This window comes from Pseudomonas morbosilactucae (assembly GCF_023241665.1).
GTDB lineage: Bacteria > Pseudomonadota > Gammaproteobacteria > Pseudomonadales > Pseudomonadaceae > Aquipseudomonas > Aquipseudomonas morbosilactucae.
In genome coordinates, this window is record NZ_JALQCX010000036.1 from 49,538 (window position 1) to 66,420 (window position 16,883).

The window sequence follows — 16,883 nt, forward strand, 5'->3', positions numbered from 1 at the left end:
GACGCAAGAAGGAGCCGACATGCCGCGAACGCTGATAAGAAAGAACCCCAGCAACTTCAAGACCCTGCCGTTATTCGTCGAAGCGACCCCCGAAGGCCTGAGCTACCAGAGCGTCGGGATGCCGCTGAATTTTTCCCAGACCCTGCAGCGCCGCCGCCCGGTGGCCGTGGCCGATCCCGAGCGTTTCGCCCTGGAACTGGCCAACCTCGGGGTCTCGGTGCGCCTGACCCTGCATTGGCAAAACCGCGACTACTGGGTATTGGTGCGCCAGCGCCGCCAGGATCGCGGCGACGTGGTGCTCAAGCTGATCTCCGGTTACGTACCGGCCCAGGAACTGAACCTGCCGCTGCACACGGCCATCCAGGAAATCGCCGAAGAATGCCTGCTGGAGACGCCCGAAGGCTGGCTGGGCGGGCGCTTCAACGACACCTGGCTGCCCACGCCCTACTCCGGCGCCCTGCATTACCGCGAAGCCCTGCCCTTTCGCCTGACGCCGCTGTCTGGCGCGGCGCGCCCGGTGCGGTGCGCCAACCTGCAATTGATCGAGCGCCCACGGGCCTATGTCCACCTGCCCACGGCGTCATTGCAATTGATTTATGACTTGCGCCTCGACGTCCCCAAGGAAGCCAAGTCCCTGAGCCTGTTCCATGTCGACGAACGCCTGGAAGGCGACCAACTGGTCGCACGCCTGGATCGCAAGCGCCCGGACCTGTACCTGATGCCGCTGACAGATGGCCAGCCTTGCGGCGAGCTCTACACCCTGAAAAAAGACCGCCTGCACCCGGCCAGTACTCGTGGTTTGTACCTGGCAGAAAGCTTCGCCCAGCAGGACGGTTGGCTGGTGCGTGATGAGCGGATTCGCTGGAAAGACTGGCTCAGGCAGCGTGGCCTGAGTGCGCCGGAAAAGGACTCGAAACTCAAGCGTTTGACCGGCAAGGCGCGACAGATCTTGCGCAAGATCGTGCCCGCGAAGGCCAGCCAGCAACGCTGAATCCACAGGCGGCGTGTTCCCCTGCGGGAACACGCCAATACCCGGCAGGCCTTACTCCGATTTGCGGATTTTCTCGACGATGGCGGTGGTCGAGCTGTTTTCCACCAGCCCCAAGACCTTCACCGTGCCGCCGTAGGCCTTGACGATATCGGCGCCGACCACTTGGTCGATACCGTAGTCACCGCCCTTAACCAGCACATCGGGCTTGACCTGGCTCAGCAGGTTTTCCGGGGTGCCTTCAGGGAAGCTGATCACCCAATCCACCGCGCCCAAACCCGCCAGCACAGCCATGCGCCGGTCAACGCTGTTGATCGGTCGACCCGGCCCTTTCAGGCGGCTGACCGACGCATCGTCGTTGATCGCTACGATCAGGCGATCGCCCTGGGCACGTGCCTGCTCCAAGTAGGTCACGTGGCCGGCATGGAGAATGTCGAAACAGCCGTTGGTGAAGACAATCTTCTCGTTGTGCGCACGGGCATCGTCGATCGCCAACAACAACTGGTCGAGGCTCAGCACACCACGCTCGGAACCTTCCTCACGCTGGATGGCACGACGCAGCTCCGGGGCGCTGATCGCCGCAGTACCGAGTTTGCCCACCACAATGCCCGCCGCCAGATTGGCCAGGGCCACCGCGTGGGGCAGCTCTTCGCCGGCCGCAATGGCCGCAGCCAGGGTCGAGATGACGGTATCGCCGGCACCGGTGACGTCGAACACTTCACGGGCCCGGGCCGGCAAGTGCAGGGCCGGATGATCGGGGCGCAGCAGGGTCATACCGTGCTCGCCGCGGGTCACCAGCAAAGCACCCAATTCCAGGTCGTGCATCAGCGTTGCACCCTTGCTCACCAGTTCGTGCTCGTCGGCACAACCACCAACGATGGTTTCGAACTCGCTGAGGTTAGGGGTGATCAGGCTGGCGCCACGGTAGATGGAGAAATCCTTGCCCTTGGGGTCCGCCAGCACCGGAATACCGCGGTTGCGGGCGGCCTGGATCAGGACCTGATGGTTCTTCAGGGCGCCTTTGCCGTAGTCCGACAACACCAGCACCTTGACCCCTTCGAGCAACGCGTCGACTTCAGTGGCCAGGGCCAGGGCGTCAGTGGCGAACGGCTCTTCGAAATCAATTCGCAGCAGTTGCTGGTGACGACTCATGACCCGCAGCTTGACGATCGTCGGCTGATGGGCGATGCGCTGGAAAATGGCCCGTACGCCAGCGCCGTGGAGGCTGTTGGTCAGGCTTTCAGCCGCTTCATCGTCACCGGTCACGCCCACCAATGAGGCAGGTGCGCCGAGGGCGGCGATGTTCAGGGCAACGTTGGCGGCACCGCCGGGGCGGTCCTCGATTTGCTCGACCTTGACCACCGGCACCGGCGCCTCAGGGGAAATCCGTGAGGTACCACCATGCCAGTAACGGTCGAGCATGACATCGCCGACCACCAAGACAGGGGCTTGATCGAATCGCGGCATGGACAACTTCATGGAGCAACCCACATACAAAATGAACAGGGGCGCGATATTAACACAGGGTTGGCGCCGCCTAGTTCAATGGCTTCAGCCAGCTGTGTGAAGAATTAAAACCGCTCATTTCTCCAGCAACAGGCCTAGCAAGCGCGCCGTGGCCTGGGCCAGGCCGACGCTGGCGGTATCGATTTCACACTCGGGGTTCCGCGGGGCTTCGTAAGGGCTGTCCAGGCCGGTGAAATCCTTGATTCGCCCTGCCAGGGCCGCCTGATACAACCCCTTGGGGTCTCGCCGGGCACAAGTCTCGAAGGCCGTGCTGATGTACACCTCAAGAAACTCATCAGGCCCGAACAAGGCTCGGGCGGCGTCACGTTCAGCGCGGAACGGCGAGATCGCCGAGACAATCACCAACAGCCCGGCGTCCACCATCAACCGCGCCACTTCCGCCATGCGCCGGATGTTTTCCTTGCGCGCCTCTGGCCCCATGCCCAAGTCACTGCACAAGCCGCTGCGCACATTGTCGCCATCGAGCAGGAAGGTGTGCAGGCCCCGCTCGTTCAACCGCAACTCCAGCTGATTGGCCAGGGTCGACTTGCCGGCACCGGAGAGCCCGGTCAACCAGATGCAGCGGGGTTTCTGGTGCTTGAGGGCAGCCCGGGATGAACACGAAAGGGCCAGCGTGTAAGGACGGATCTGTGGCTGTTCCTGAGTGCTGAAGGCAGGCTCATTCATAGCCAAGCATCTCGTAGTCACGCTCATAGACTCGCCGCACCAGGCGCCGGGTGCGCACCGTGCACAACTCGCGGACTGGCTGGGCATGCCGGTGCTGGGAAACATTCAGACGAGGCAGTTGCGAGGTCACGCCGAGGTGATCGCAGAGCAGGTGAAAGTCACGCTCCAGGTGTTCCTGGTAGCCGATGAAGTCCATGGACAAGCGCCCAAGGGAGTCAGTGAGAAAGTCACTTTGGGCAGCAAAGTGCATCTGCCGCTGGATGTTTTCCGGGCGCAGCCAGCGACTGACGAAGTCGTCGAAATCCCGGTAATGGCTGACCAGCGCCTGGGCGGCCTGATCGCGGTTGCCGAGTCGATTGCCCCGCAGAAAGGCGTAGGCCGAATAGGCACGCTCCAACGGATCACGCACAAAGGCGAACTTGAAGCTGCTGGAAAACTCCCGGGGAAACTGCTGCTCATACCAGTACAACGGCAGGTGCCCGGGGCTCCAACCGTCGAACAGGGCTGCACAGACACTGCTACCGGCACATTTGGGCACATGGATGAACAGGCATGATTGCCGGGAGAAGGCCTGGGGGAAGCGCACATTGGCAGACATCGCCTTGTTCACCACCTGGCGGTCCACCACAGACAAGCGCCCGAGCAAGAAACTGCGCTGGGACTTGGGTAATAACTTCCACAGATAACGTTGCAACATTCCAACACCCACGCAACGGGGATGGCCCCGTCGATCTGTTCAATAGATTCAGGCGGGAACCATAACAAGGGCGTTGGGCGGAATTATTTAGGCTTGGTCAAGACTGTATGGGGCTGGTTACAAACCCGGAGGCAAGGCACCCAGCAAGGGGGAGGTTCGGCCTCCCCCCAGAGGATCAGGCGATGCCGTTGGGCACCGGTTCCTCAAGGCCCATGGCGTGCAGACGAGCGTAGTAGCCGTTCTGCGCCAACAGCTCACTGTGGGTGCCACGCTCGACAATGCGCCCCTGATCCATGACCAGGATCAGGTCGGCCTTCTCGATAGTCGACAGACGGTGCGCAATGACCAGGGTGGTACGACCCTTCATGACCTTGTCCAGGGCGGCCTGGATATGCCGCTCGGACTCGGTGTCCAGGGCCGAGGTGGCCTCGTCGAGAATCAGCAACGGCGCGTTCTTCAACAACGCCCGGGCAATTGCCAGACGCTGACGCTGACCACCGGACAACAGCACGCCATTCTCTCCGACCTGGGTGTCCAGGCCCTCAGGCAACTGGGCGATGAAGTCCATGGCATAGGCATCCACCGCGGCTTTCTCGATGTCTTCACGCGGCGCGCCAGCCAAGTCACCGTAGGCGATGTTGTTGGCCACGGTGTCGCTGAACAGGGTGACGTTCTGCGTCACCTGGGCAATATGCCGACGCAGGTTCAGCAGCCGGTATTGCTCGATTTCCGTGCCATCCAGCAGGATTTCGCCCTTGTCGTGGTGATAGAAGCGTGGGATCAGGTTGGCCAGGGTCGACTTGCCGCTCCCTGAGCGCCCGACCAGCGCCACCATTTTCCCCGGGTCCACCGAGAAGCTGATGTCATCCAGCACCTGCCGCTCCGTACCCGGGTAGGTGAAGCTCAGGTTGCGCACTTCCAGGCGACCAGTGACCGAGGCGTGCTCGACCGTGCCCTTGTCCAGCTCAGGTTCGACGTCCAGTTGTTCGAAGATGCTTTCCGCACCCGCAACGCCTTTCTGAATGGTCGAGCTGACTTCCGACAATTGACGGATCGGCTTGGGCAGCAAACCGGCCATGGTGATGTAGGCCACCATTTCCCCCGCCGAGGCATCGCCGCGCAGGTAAAGCACCAGGAACATCAACACCGCCATGGCGCTGTAGATCACCAGTTGCAGGAGCGGCGTGTAGATCGCCCCGGTGCGGGTCATGCGCAGTTGCTTGTCGGTATTGCCCTGGCTGGCCTTGAGGAAGCGATTCTGCTCATAGACCTCGCCGCCGAAGCTGCGCACCACGCGATAGCCTTGAATGGTTTCCGAAGCCACGTGGGTCACATCACCCATCGCGGCTTGAATCTTCTTGCTCTGTTTGCGGAATTTCTTGCTCGCCGTACTGACCATGACTGCGATCAGCGGCAGGATGGCAATCATCACCAGGGTCAGGCGCCAATTCATCCAGAGCAGGGAAGCGAACAGGAAGATCACCGTCATGCCCTCACGTATGACGACCTTGATCGCATCCGTCGCCGCCCCCGTGACCATGGTCACGTTGAACGTGATGCGCGAGATCAGGTGGCCAGAGTTGTGCTTGTCGAAGTAGCGGTTGGGCAGGATCAACAGGTTGTTGAACAACTGCACCCGCAGGTCATGCACCAGGCCGAGGGAGACCTTGGCCAGGAAGTAGTTACCCAGGTAGGAACCCAGGCCCTGCCAGGCGGCAATCAACACAATCAGCAGCGGCACGGCCTGCAACAGTTGCATGTCGCGCAGGTAGGGCACCGAAGGAAAGAGCACTGCTTGAGGGTCGGACAGGCCATCGACAAAGTACTTGAGGATGTAGCCGAGCATCGGCTGAGTCGAGGCGAAGATCAGAAAGCCGACGATGCTGATAAGGAACAGGCCGATATAAGGCCGAACATAGCCAAGCAGGCGGAAGTAGATTTTCAAGCTCGATGGGCTTGCGGAGAGACTGGAGTCGGTCATATCACGCGAACGTCACTAAAAAGGACGCTGACTTTAGCACAGCTTCCCCGCCGCACTGGCAATCCCGTCGGGGCGCGGATTGTGCAACTGACAAACGACACCCTTGGCTTTAGCCGCTATCATGGCCGACTTCATTTCTGGGACGAAACTCTAAGTATGCAATCCAGCGCTCTGCGTGATACGTCCAATCGAATCTTCGATTTCATCTGCCTATGGATTCTGCCGCTGGGTTATCTGCTGCTGCTGTGTTCCATGTTCTTTCTGCCCGGGCGCGGTTCGCTGCACAAGCTCTATTACGCACTGTTCAGCATTCCGACACTGCTTGCCCTGTGCCTGCGGCCCAGCGAGCTCAAAGGGCTATGGCGTGAACCCGCCTTTACGCTGGTTTTGCTCTACCTGGGCTGGGCAACCCTCAGCCTGACGTGGAGCCCGGACGTAGATAACGCCTTCAGCGAAATCAAGACGCCCCTGCATACCTTGATGCTCTTCCTGGGTTGCTGCCTGTTGGTACGCCATCGCCGGGATGTGCTTCATCCGATCATTTTCACCGCGGCCCTCGTGGCGCTCGCCGCATCGGTCTTCAATCTGTACGGGTTCGCCATGCACCCCAAACATGCGCGGATGGTCGGCGCCGGCGCGTTTGACAACCCTCTGCTCAGCTCCCACGTCTTCGGCTTTTTCTGCAGCTACTGGCTGTTTCTCAGCATGACCTGCCAGCGGCGCCAATTGCTGTGGCTGAGCATTCCGGCACTGGTGGTGATGTTTGCCGCCGTGATTGCAACAGGCTCAAGGACGCCCATGGTCGCCTTGACCCTAGCGGCACTGTGGCTGGCGTTTATCTGCTGGAACCGTCGCTCGCTGATCTTGCTGGGGACAATGTTTGTGGGGGGCACCGCCATACTGATCACGCTCTCGCACATGCTCATCGAACGCGGCAGCTCGTACCGCTTCGAACTCTGGCAACTGGCACTCAACCAGATCAGCGCTCACCCATGGATAGGCCACGGCTACCAAGCCACGCTTGCCTTGCCATTGAGCAGCCTTGGCATCACCTTCGAAGAGCCCCACAACTTCGCCCTTGGGGTTCTTTACTACGTCGGCGCGATAGGTTTGCTGCTCTGGCTCTTGATGCAGGCCTGGAGCTTGCTCAATAGCTGGCGCCTGCGCGCGCAACCCCTGCTGATCCTGGCCTCGACCTGGCTGATGTTTGGTATCGGCGCAGGCCTGACCGAAGGCGGGGGCATTCTGTCGCGGCCCAAGGAGCACTGGTTCCTGCTCTGGATCCCCCTGGCCCTGATCATTGCCCTGAGCATCAACCAGCGCGCCAAGCGTTTGCTGGCGACCCCGGTAAAGAGGCTTCAGGCACAGGCTCTGGATACCCTGACGCGCAACGCCCATGTGATTGAAGAAGACGGCCTGGGCCCCAAAGTACTGCGCCTGGATGACGGCAGCTTCCTGAAGATTTTCCGTTGCCGCTCCTGGTACACCTCCGGCGGCTTCAACCCTTACTCGGAGCGCTTCGCGGTCAACAGCCTGCAATTGTCCGCCATGGGCATCACGACCCCTGAAATCCTCGGCCTGTATCAACTGCCGGACAACAGCGGCGCGGTGCGCTACCAGCCCCTTCCAGGCCAAACCGTGCGCCAGCAGTTGCAAGCCACAGACAGCGCCGAAGCGCGCAACGCCCTGATGAAGCGCTTTGGTCGCTTCATGGGCCAGTTGCACGAACAAGGGGTGTACTTCCGCTCACTGCACCTGGCCAACGTACTGGTCCTGGAAAACGGTGAGTTTGGCCTGATTGATCTCGCTGACCTGCGCATCTACCCGTCGGCCCTGCCCGCGACCCTGCGCCAGCGCAATCTGCGCCATATGCAACGTTATGCCGAAGATCGTGCGTGGCTGTTCGAAGAGCATGTCGAGGCATTGCTGCAGGGCTATGGCGAAGCAGCATCGTCTACCTTGGCCAAGCGCTTACAGCAGCAAATCCTCCTGACCCATAACTGATCGCCCTCCGGGCCGGCAACCATTGCCGGCCCAGCGCTGCGGCGGCCGCTCAACTCGGTGAACGCTGCCTCGCGTACGCCAGGAAGCCGTCGATATCGGTGCTGCAAAGCTTGTCACCCAAGCCATGCAACTCGGCTTCCGGCCATTGCCACCATGCACTGGCGAGCAGTTGTTCGCGCTGCTCCTCGGGAAAGCGCCAACGCAGGAAGCGCGCAGGATTGCCGCCGACCACCGCGTAAGGTGCGACATCTTTGGTGACCAGGGCTCCCGCCGCGACAATCGCACCATGGCCAATGGTCACGCCGGATAACAAGGTGCAGTTGGAACACAACCACACATCGCTGCCCACCGTCACATCACCGTGGGTGCCGCTGAAGGCCTGGATGTGAGACGCCTGGGCCACCATGGCGGGAAACGGATAGGTGGTGACCCAGTCGGCGCGGTGATGCCCTCCGAGGAAGATCTGCACCCCCTCGGCAATCGAGCAGTAGGCACCAATACGCAGGGTAGAGCCTTCCTGCCAGTCATGAACCAGGGGCAAGCCATAGCTGCCCCGGCCTATCTCATAGCCGGGGTAACGCTGCTTGAAGCGCACTACGCCGCGCTCGATCTTCGGCAACTTACGGATCGCACGTTTGGCGCGTTTCTCCAGAAAGCGTTGTATCCAGCCCATCGCGCAACGCCTCTCTTCAGTCTTTTTCCAAGGGAGAGAAATACAAGCGCCCCAGCCCACGCCAAGTCTTCTTGTTCCACGCCTTGAGGGGGATCTGCGCCAACAGTTCACGCGCCAGGACACGATCCCGATTGGCGGTTTTCAAGAACATCGAACTGAGGAACTTGTAGCGCACCTCGTCGTAACGCGGGTGATCGCTGAACAACGCGTAGGAGCGCAGGATGTTGTCGATCATGAAGCGGTGGTTCTTGTAAGAGTTGGTGGCGTGCTTGCGATAGCGCGCCATCAGCACGTTAAGACCATCGATGAAATAACCGGCACGCGTGATCTTCAACTCGATCAACAAATCTTCGAGGCGGATATTCGGGTCGAAGCCACCGACCTTTTCCAGCGCTTCGCGACGGATCATCAGGGTTGGAGCCGGCGGGTAAGGCTTGCGCTCCATGAACATGTCATCGAAGTCCAGACGCCGGAACGGCACATCCCGACGCTGGCGTTTCTCCGGAAACAGCTCGCCGTTGGCGTCGATCAGTTCGATGTTGCCTGCACAGATGCCCACTTCTGGCTTACCGTCCAGGTACTCGACCTGAACCGCGATGCGCTCCGGCAGCATGATGTCGTCAGAACCGAACGGCACGATCAAGCTGCCTTTGGCCCGGGCAATCGCGCCATTGAGGGTATTGGTCAGGCCCTGGTTCTGCTGGACCTGGAAATCAAAAGCGTGCTGCGCCTGCAAGGCACGGATACGCTCGACACTGTCGTCGGTGGAGCCGTCATCAACCACCAGCAATTCGATGTTCGAATAGGTCTGGTTCAAGACACTGAGAATACTTTGCTCAATGTAGGGCGCGTGGTTGTAAGAAGCGATGATCACCGTCACCAGTGGTTGCTGGTCTTTCATAAAGCTCCCTTACCCGCCTGACTCAATCCCGAGTCGATCAATTGCAAATACTCCTGACGAAACACGTCAATATCGTGCTGTTCCTGCAAATAGCGGTAGGCCTGCTCGCCCTTTAGCCGAAGCGCCTCGTCGGACAGTTGCAGGTACTGATCCAGGGCCTCGATCAACGCCGGAACGTTGGCCGGCTCCACCGCCAGGCCGCCGGCCCCCTGGATCAGCGGCAACATGGCGGGCACGTTGGACGCGATGATCGGCAGATGACCGCTCATGCCCTCAAGCAGCGCCAGGCCCAGGCCCTCGGCCAGGGACGGCATGGTCCATAGATCAAACGCACGCACATACTGCAGGGCGTTCTCCTTGAACCCAAGCAAATGGGCGCGCCCACCCAGGCCCAGGCGCTCGATCTCGCGACTCAGGTTCGACTCTTCACGCCCGGCCCCCATGATTGCCAGCTGGGCCTGGGGGTACTTGTCCTTGAGCGCGGCGAACGCCTGCAACAGATAGGTGTGCCCCTTGACGGGCACCAGGCGCCCAAGCGCGCCGATCAAGCGGGCATCCGCATCCAGGCCGAGCAACTCTCGGGCCTGCTGACGCGGGTGCTGCAAGGCTTCTGCCTGCTCGATGTCGATGGCATTGGTGATCGCCCAAGTGTTCTGGTCGGTGAACCCGCAATCGCAATCCAGCAAATACTGCTTCACTGCCGGCGACACCCCGACAAACCGCCAGTGGTGATCGATCATGCGCTGGGTCTGACGCCGCCGGTACAGGCGGTCGTACTCGCCAAAACCATGGGAGATGCCAATGCACAGCGGAATCTTCAACCAACGGTTGAGTTGCAGCAGCATGTTGACTGGCTTGAAGCGATTGCAGATCACCACATCGAACTGTTCCTTGCGGCAAAACTGGTACAACCGCCACATGGCGCGAAGCCGCATGCCCTTCAAGGACTTGGCGGAAAAATCGAAATACACCGAGTGATCGGCCCGGCTGACCGGATCGTTCGGCCCTGGACGACCGCGCAGGAAGGCGGCGGTGACTTCATAGCGCTGAGCAGGCAAGGCCTTGACGATCTGTTCGGCAAGGTCAGCGAAATCATGGGCTTTGACATTGTAATCGGGCTGCAACTGCAGGACCTTGAAACGCTGACTCATAACTCTCCCCGCTGAAAACCTGTCGCATCAATGACCCAGCACGGCTCGCTTGCCAGTGCTTTGACCTGCTCCGGAGCCGGCTCCGGCAAACCTGCCCATTCGTTACGTTTCCAGCACACAAAATGAAAGTAGGGAAAGCTCCGATCGCCATCACGATCATTGGTCAGCCGCCCGTTTCTCCAATACCAACGCAAAGGGAAGCGATCAGTGCCGTCGTGCCACTTGATGACCCCGCCCGGCGTACTGAAGGCCTCGGTGAACTCACTGCGTCGACGCCAGGGGTTGAACTGGCCGACCAGTTTGAACAGGGGCTTGGGGAGGTTTTTGCGCCAAAGGAAAATCCGACTGAAGGCGCCCTCATCCAAGGCATGATGCGCTTGATCGGTGAAGCGCTCCTTCCAATTCTTGATCTGCATGAACAGCTCCCGCTTGCGGGCGCTGTTGCGCATCAGGCACAGGTGCCCGGCGACACGCCGCTCATGGGTGGAGAACAAGTCATAGCCGGCCAGGCGATCGGCTGTGAAATACTCCCGCAGATTGCCGTAGACCAGATCGATATCCCCAAAAGCCCAGAAGTCATAGCCCTCCAGGCGATCGGCATGGATATGACCGAGGGCAGGCTTGATATCACAGAGCTTGTAGGCGGCCCGTGGCGCGAAATCAATACCCAGGCGCCTGGATACCAATTGACAGTAGTCGCTGAAGCTCATGGGCTCGATGGTGACGTTGTCCGGCAGGTGATCCGGCGTGCCACAGTCACTGAACAGCAACCAGTCAATGTCCGGGTTGCGTCGGCAACTTTCGAGAAAAAACGGCATCCAGAAGGGCCAACGGCCGAAATACGGGATGACAAACAAGATACTTGGGCACTGATTGATCACAGAATGCTCACTGTCGAATTACTCAGCACAAAACGCCCCTGCGTCGCTGCCGCGTCAAGGGCGCTCCACCAGCCAGAACAGTTCATGCCGTCTGACCGCCTTGCGAAAAAACTCATTCTCGCCGAACGGCGAAGGTGAGCGAAGAGCCAGAAGCGACTGGATCGAACGACGCAAACGACGCTTGAACGGCATTCGCGGCTGCAGGTCATGCATCATCCCCAGCGCCATGGCCTTGTCACATTGCTGCTCCGGCGATAATGACAGGCACCACGGACGCAAGCTTTGTGCCGAATCGAACATCGGCGGCAAGGCAATTCCTGCCCCGGCATCACCCATAGGCCAGCGATCGTTGTCATGCAGGTGGTTGGCATAACCCAGCACCGTGGACGGCTGCCAATCCAGCCCTTGCAACGCCTCCAACACCGCCGCCTGGGCACAGATATGGTCGGGATGGGGGTCCAGGGATGGATGGGGCAGGACCAGCACTTGCGGTCGCGCCTTAAGCAGCAGCGCCCGCAGATCGGCCAACAGGTTGTTCCAGGTTGGCTGGCCGTCCTGATCCGCCGGCAAGGGGAACGGATTGAGCTGGCGGAACAGACGGATATCCGTCAGGTCGGCTTCTCGCGAGGCCATGGGCTGCTCGGGAGCCGCCTGCATCGCCGGCAGTTGCAGGCAGAAATAGCCCAATTGCACGCAATGGGCCTCGGGTACTCCCGCCCAGCGCGGCACCGCAATACTGTCCCAGGCCCGCAGTCGCCCCTTGATCCGCGCCGCTTCGACCGGCTTCAGGCCCATGGCCTGATAGTGTTCGGCTTCAATCTCGCCAGCGGTCAGGGTCACGATCCAGGCTTCATCGGCCTGGCTGTAGAGGCCAAACGCAGCCAGCTCGGCGTCATCGGCGTGGGGGGCGATCACCATCACCCGCTGACGCCGATAGTCCGGCTGGCGGAACAGACTCAGTTGCGGCTCGCCCCGCAGCCGACAAAAATGCCCGCGCACGCGCAACTCACCATTGAGCAGGGCCTGGCTGGAACCACTGAGGTTGAGGAACCGCCGACCATTGACGCCACGTTCAAAGGTTTGCCGATCCGCACCTGAGCCGCTCGACAGCTCGATTGCCGGATCAAGGAAACGCCCCAGCCACGTGCTCTTGACCTGCAGTTCCAAGATCAGGGTTTCATCGCCGACCAGCTCCAGCGCTGGGTCCAGGCGTAGATAACCGTCCTGCAGATGGACCTTAGGCTGCTCGGTTTCAGGGCCAAAGCGATACTGGTAGTCATCCTTGGGCGAGTAGAACAGGTGATCAGCAAACCAGGCTTCATGGGCCACCCAGGCCAGGACGGCCAACAGCAGCGGCAGCCACCACACCACCAGCAGGCCAACGGCGAGCAACAGCAGCACACCGACCAACAAACCGATACGTTTATTGCGCCGATGGCGCTTGAGCAACTGCTGTTTGCGACTCATGGGCGGGCTCACACCTGGAAGACCGGCACAGGGTTGCACCATCGGTCCTTGTATTCGCGATCGGCACGGCCGAAGGAGAAACGCAGCGGCTTGTCCAGCAAACGGGCCTGTTCCCAGGCGCTCTGGGTATTGAGGAAACTCAACACGCTGCCAGGGCTGAACTCACGGGTTTCAGGATCGACACCGCCATTGACGTACTCGACACTGACCCACTCCGGCGCCTCCACCCGATACACCAGTTGCACAGCGATCGGCGCATCCTTGAGGAAAATCACCGACCCGATCAACAACTCGCCGAGCAGGTCGAGAACCTGAGCCATGTGCTGGGCGCCGGTGGCGACGAAGCCCCAGCGACGCTGGAACAAGTCACAGTAGATCGCCGCCAGTTCGGTGCTGGAAAACTCCGCGACCGGCCGCACTACACCCCCCGCCTCTTCCAGTAGGCGCAGTTCACGTCGCTGGTTGTAGCGAAACTTTTTCGACAGCTCTTCCGGGGTCCGCGCCATGGCCAGTTGCTCGGCCTGAGGCTTGAGGGCACTGAAGCGGCCCTCGTTAAACGCCGACAGGTAGCGCCCGCGATGCCGCAGCGGCGCCTGGGCCTGGGCGGCGGCGGGCAGGATCAGCTCGGCATTGCCCAGGTCGAACAGGCCCTTCTTGCCCGCACGCTTGAGCACGTCCTTGGACAGCGCCAGGTCGCGCCCCCAGGTGGGAATGGCCGCTTGCAGCTCACCGTTCTGCTCCCAGCCCAGGTAGCGGACCGGGATGTTCGCCAGGTCCGCCAGGCGCTCGACCACCATGGGATGGGTCGCGACACTGCCGCCAAAGCGCTGCCAGGTCGCCGCATAAGTCGATGCGTCGATGACTGACCAGCCGCGCTCCCGCCAGCCTTGAAATCGGTTGAGCATCAGGCCCCCGACGTCAGGTCGATGACCACTGGCAAGCGCCAGAACGCATCACGCACTGCACGATCCGAGAAACGCTCACGCAAGCGCTCGAGCATCAGCTCGGCACACTGCCGACGCTGTTGCGCATCCATCGCAGCCAAGTGTTGCAGCCCCTGGGCCATATGTTCGGCATCGCCCAAGGGGAACAAGATGCCCACGCCTTCAACCACTTCCTTGGCCCCGCCGCACGCCGTCGCCAGCAATGGCACGCCAGCAGCCATCGCCTCCAGCAGCACCATGCCAAACGGCTCGTGGTCAGAGCTCAGGGCAAAAACGTCAAACGCACGAAAGTACTGCCGAGCCTCGGCCACCTGGCCGAGGAACAGCACACGATCGGCCACACCCAGCTCACGAGCCAATGTCTTGAGGTCTTGCTCCAGGCGTCCAGCGCCCAGAATCGCCAATTGGCTATTGGCCGGCAGGCCCGGCAAGGCGATGGCAAAACCACGCAACAAGGTTGCCTGGTCCTTATCGGGGTGCAGCCGACCCACATTGCCGACGATCCAGGCATTGGCGTCCAGCCCCAATTCCTTGCGCGCCTCGACGGTGTCTACCTGAGACGCCAGCAACGCATCGATATCGATGCGGTTGTAAAGGGTTTGAATCCGCGCAACTGGCCAACCAGGGAGGCATCGACGCAGGTCGTCACGCACCGCATCAGAGACCCCGAGCAGGCTCAAGCGCCGGCGAAACAACCGGGCAAACAGCTTGCGTCCGCCACGCTGGTAATCGCCAAACGCGTGGTGCACGCCGATCACCGGCAAGCGACTGCCCAGCAAGGCGATATAGATCGGCTTGAAACGATGGGCAATACAGAAACTGAAGTTGCGCGACGCAGCGATCTTGCGCAGATCGCTGATGGCGCCCAGCTTCAAGCCGCTGACCGCCTTGGAGCTGTACTCCATGAACAGCACTTCATCGGACGCACAGGCAGCCGCAACCTTAGGGTCGGCATCCCCCGTCAGAAAGACGGTGGTGACTCGATAACCACTGGCGATGAACAGATTCGCGTACTGCCGGGCACAGTCAAGGAACGGACCGTAATACGAATGGCAGAACTGCAGCACATGGCGTTCAGCCGAGCGTGTCATAAGGATCCACGCCGTCTTTGACCACCAGGATGTCTTCCATGATCAAGTACTGCAGATCGGAACCGAAGAACATGTTCAGCGCATCGGTAGGCGAGCAGATCATCGGCTCACCACGGCGATTGAGCGAGGTGTTCAGGGACACACCGTTGCCGGTCAGCACTTCCAGGGCTTTCATCATGTCGTAGTAGCGCGGGTTGTATTCGCGCTTGAGCACCTGGGCCCGGGACGTGCCGTCCTCGTGGACCACTTCCGGTACACGGGTCTTCCACTCTTCGGCAACTTCGAAGGTGAAGGTCATGAACGGCGCCGGGTGATCGACCTTGATCATCTGCGGGCCGACGGTGTCGAGCATGGACGGGCAGAAAGGCCTCCAGCGCTCGCGGAACTTGATCTGCTCGTTGATCCGGTCGGCCACGCCAGCGGCGCTTGGGCAACCGATGATCGAACGACCGCCCAAGGCCCGCGGACCGAACTCCATGCGCCCCTGGAACCAGGCCACCGGGTTGCCGTCCACCATGATCTTGGCAATACGCTCAGGCGTGTTGTCGATCTGGCGCCAGGCCGGTTTGTTCGGGTGACGGGCACAGGCCGCGATCACGTCTTCGTTGCTGTAGGACGGGCCGAGATAGACGTGTTCCATCTTCTCTACCGGCACACCACGGGCATGGGAAACGTACGCAGCAGCACCCACGGCGGTGCCGGCATCGCCGGAAGCCGGCTGCACGAACAGCTCTTTGACTTCAGGACGGGCAATGATCTTCTGGTTCAGCTTGACGTTCAGCGCGCAGCCGCCAGCGAAGGCCAGCTTGCCGGTTTCCTTGAGGACGTCGCCCAGGTAGTGGTCGATCATCTGCAGGGCCAGCTTCTCGAACAGCGCCTGCATGCTCGCGGCGTAGTGGATGTAAGGCTCGTCGGCGATGTCGCCTTCGCGCTTGGGACCCAGCCACTCGATGAGTTTTGGCGAGAAGTAGAACCCCTTGCCCTTCTCTTTGTAGCGGCGCAGGCCAATGACGTTGGCGTAGTCGGTGTTGATCACCAGTTCGCCGTTTTCAAAGCTGGCCAGACGGGAGAAGTCGTACTTGCTGGCATCGCCATAAGGCGCCATGCCCATGACCTTGAACTCGCCGTCGAGCATCTCGAAGCCGAGGAACTCGGTGATGGCGCCATACAGGCCACCCAGGGAGTCCGGGTCGAAGAATTCCTTGATCTTGTGGATCTTGCCGTTTTCACCGTAGCCAAAGAAGGTGGTGGCGTACTCACCCTTGCCGTCGATCCCGAGGATCGCGGTTTTCTCTTTGAAGCCCGAGCAGTGATAGGCGCTGGAGGCGTGGGCCAGGTGATGCTCGACCGGCTCGATCTTGATCTTCTTAGGATCGAAGCCCAGTTGCTCGAGGCACCAGACAATCTTGTTGCGATAGCGCTTGTAGCGCCGGTTGCCCATCAGCAGCGCATCAAGGGCGCGATCCGGGGCGTACCAGTAACGCTTGGCGTAGTGCCAGCGCGCTTTGCCGAACAGGCTGATGGGCGCGAATGGAATCGCCACCACGTCAACATCGGAAGGTTTGATGCCGGCCTGTTCCAGGCAGAACTTTGCCGACTCGTAAGGCATGCGGTTCTTTGCATGCTTGTCTCGTACGAAACGCTCTTCTTCAGCGGCCGCGATCAGCTTGCCGTCGATGTACAAGGCTGCTGAAGGATCATGGCTGAGGGCGCCGGACAGGCCAAGAATCGTCAATGCCACAGGGGTCTAGCCTCGTTTAGTCTGCATACGGGCGCAGGGCGCCTGGAGAAAAATAGGTGCTCGCAAGAGGGGCGAGAAACAACTAAAGGGCGGGATTATAACTGAAAAGCACCGGCAAACCTCTAGCTGCACGCGGCAAGTCAGGCGCCAGGCCTCGAGTCGCCGCTGCTG

General features: G+C 60.8%; 14 protein-coding genes. 2 read left to right on the forward strand and 12 right to left on the reverse strand.

Annotation, left to right across the window (positions count from 1 at the left end):
• Positions 1–19: 19 nt before the first annotated feature.
• A complete protein-coding gene (locus M1B35_RS19640) occupies positions 20–991 on the forward strand; it encodes a metal ABC transporter ATPase (protein ID WP_268262826.1) in 972 nt (323 codons plus the stop codon).
• Between the two features lie 51 nt (positions 992–1,042).
• On the opposite strand, the gene hldE is transcribed toward M1B35_RS19640, so the two are convergent.
• The 4 genes from hldE to msbA form a co-directional block, all read right to left on the reverse strand.
• Positions 1,043–2,467 (reverse strand): bifunctional D-glycero-beta-D-manno-heptose-7-phosphate kinase/D-glycero-beta-D-manno-heptose 1-phosphate adenylyltransferase HldE, encoded by a 1,425-nt coding sequence (gene hldE / locus M1B35_RS19645; RefSeq protein ID WP_123329909.1) that lies wholly within the window; start codon positions 2,465–2,467, stop codon positions 1,043–1,045.
• 102 nt (positions 2,468–2,569) lie between these two features.
• Positions 2,570–3,181, reverse strand: coding sequence for an adenylyl-sulfate kinase (cysC, locus tag M1B35_RS19650; RefSeq protein WP_268262827.1), 612 nt, complete (start codon positions 3,179–3,181; stop codon positions 2,570–2,572).
• Positions 3,174–3,878: a sulfotransferase family 2 domain-containing protein gene (locus M1B35_RS19655; RefSeq protein WP_268262828.1), complete on the reverse strand. Its 705-nt coding sequence runs from the start codon at positions 3,876–3,878 to the stop codon at positions 3,174–3,176. The genes cysC and M1B35_RS19655 overlap by 8 nt, the downstream gene beginning before the upstream one ends.
• 175 nt (positions 3,879–4,053) lie before the next feature.
• Positions 4,054–5,859, reverse strand: a complete 1,806-nt coding sequence (msbA, locus tag M1B35_RS19660; RefSeq protein WP_123329480.1) for a lipid A export permease/ATP-binding protein MsbA — start codon at positions 5,857–5,859, stop codon at positions 4,054–4,056.
• Between the two features lie 156 nt (positions 5,860–6,015).
• On the opposite strand from msbA, the gene M1B35_RS19665 reads away from it, so the two are divergent.
• Entirely contained in the window at positions 6,016–7,863 is a 1,848-nt protein-coding gene (locus M1B35_RS19665) for a bifunctional O-antigen ligase/aminoglycoside phosphotransferase family protein (protein WP_123329478.1), read from the forward strand.
• Between the two features lie 49 nt (positions 7,864–7,912).
• Here M1B35_RS19665 and M1B35_RS19670 read toward each other — a convergent pair whose 3' ends face one another.
• From M1B35_RS19670 to M1B35_RS19705, 8 genes are read right to left on the reverse strand one after another with little or no spacing between them, the layout of a single operon-like run.
• Positions 7,913–8,536, reverse strand: coding sequence for a CatB-related O-acetyltransferase (locus tag M1B35_RS19670; RefSeq protein ID WP_123329476.1), 624 nt, complete (start codon positions 8,534–8,536; stop codon positions 7,913–7,915).
• 16 nt (positions 8,537–8,552) lie between these two features.
• Positions 8,553–9,437, reverse strand: coding sequence for a glycosyltransferase (locus M1B35_RS19675; RefSeq protein ID WP_123329474.1), 885 nt, complete (start codon positions 9,435–9,437; stop codon positions 8,553–8,555).
• Positions 9,434–10,588: a glycosyltransferase gene (locus M1B35_RS19680; protein WP_268262829.1), complete on the reverse strand. Its 1,155-nt coding sequence runs from the start codon at positions 10,586–10,588 to the stop codon at positions 9,434–9,436. The genes M1B35_RS19675 and M1B35_RS19680 overlap by 4 nt, the downstream gene beginning before the upstream one ends.
• On the reverse strand, positions 10,585–11,469 hold the full coding sequence (locus M1B35_RS19685; protein WP_123329471.1) for a DUF6625 family protein: 885 nt from the start codon (positions 11,467–11,469) through the stop codon (positions 10,585–10,587). The genes M1B35_RS19680 and M1B35_RS19685 overlap by 4 nt, the downstream gene beginning before the upstream one ends.
• A 54-nt stretch (positions 11,470–11,523) precedes the next feature.
• Entirely contained in the window at positions 11,524–12,936 is a 1,413-nt protein-coding gene (locus M1B35_RS19690; protein WP_268262830.1) for a PIG-L deacetylase family protein, read from the reverse strand.
• An 8-nt stretch (positions 12,937–12,944) separates the two neighbouring features.
• A complete protein-coding gene (locus tag M1B35_RS19695) occupies positions 12,945–13,841 on the reverse strand; it encodes a GNAT family N-acetyltransferase (protein WP_268262831.1) in 897 nt (298 codons plus the stop codon).
• Positions 13,841–14,971, reverse strand: a complete 1,131-nt coding sequence (locus M1B35_RS19700) for a glycosyltransferase (protein WP_268262832.1) — start codon at positions 14,969–14,971, stop codon at positions 13,841–13,843. Before M1B35_RS19700 ends, M1B35_RS19695 begins: the two co-directional genes overlap by 1 nt.
• Positions 14,955–16,712, reverse strand: a complete 1,758-nt coding sequence (locus tag M1B35_RS19705; RefSeq protein WP_123329466.1) for a carbamoyltransferase family protein — start codon at positions 16,710–16,712, stop codon at positions 14,955–14,957. Before M1B35_RS19705 ends, M1B35_RS19700 begins: the two co-directional genes overlap by 17 nt.
• Positions 16,713–16,883 lie beyond the last annotated feature (171 nt).

Excerpts from the sequence above, each read along its gene's own strand:
- M1B35_RS19690 (WP_268262830.1), bottom strand. The coding sequence starts at position 12,936 with ATGAGTCGCAAACAGCAGTTGCTCAAGCGCCATCGGCGCAATAAACGT.
- M1B35_RS19670 (WP_123329476.1), bottom strand. The coding sequence starts at position 8,536 with ATGGGCTGGATACAACGCTTTCTGGAGAAACGCGCCAAACGTGCGATC.
- M1B35_RS19665 (WP_123329478.1), top strand. The coding sequence starts at position 6,016 with ATGCAATCCAGCGCTCTGCGTGATACGTCCAATCGAATCTTCGATTTC.
- hldE (WP_123329909.1), bottom strand. The coding sequence starts at position 2,467 with ATGAAGTTGTCCATGCCGCGATTCGATCAAGCCCCTGTCTTGGTGGTC.
- cysC (WP_268262827.1), bottom strand. The coding sequence starts at position 3,181 with ATGAATGAGCCTGCCTTCAGCACTCAGGAACAGCCACAGATCCGTCCT.
- msbA (WP_123329480.1), bottom strand. The coding sequence starts at position 5,859 with ATGACCGACTCCAGTCTCTCCGCAAGCCCATCGAGCTTGAAAATCTAC.
- M1B35_RS19680 (WP_268262829.1), bottom strand. The coding sequence starts at position 10,588 with ATGAGTCAGCGTTTCAAGGTCCTGCAGTTGCAGCCCGATTACAATGTC.
- M1B35_RS19655 (WP_268262828.1), bottom strand. The coding sequence starts at position 3,878 with ATGTTGCAACGTTATCTGTGGAAGTTATTACCCAAGTCCCAGCGCAGT.
- M1B35_RS19700 (WP_268262832.1), bottom strand. The coding sequence starts at position 14,971 with ATGACACGCTCGGCTGAACGCCATGTGCTGCAGTTCTGCCATTCGTAT.
- M1B35_RS19640 (WP_268262826.1), top strand. The coding sequence starts at position 20 with ATGCCGCGAACGCTGATAAGAAAGAACCCCAGCAACTTCAAGACCCTG.
- M1B35_RS19675 (WP_123329474.1), bottom strand. The coding sequence starts at position 9,437 with ATGAAAGACCAGCAACCACTGGTGACGGTGATCATCGCTTCTTACAAC.
- M1B35_RS19695 (WP_268262831.1), bottom strand. The coding sequence starts at position 13,841 with ATGCTCAACCGATTTCAAGGCTGGCGGGAGCGCGGCTGGTCAGTCATC.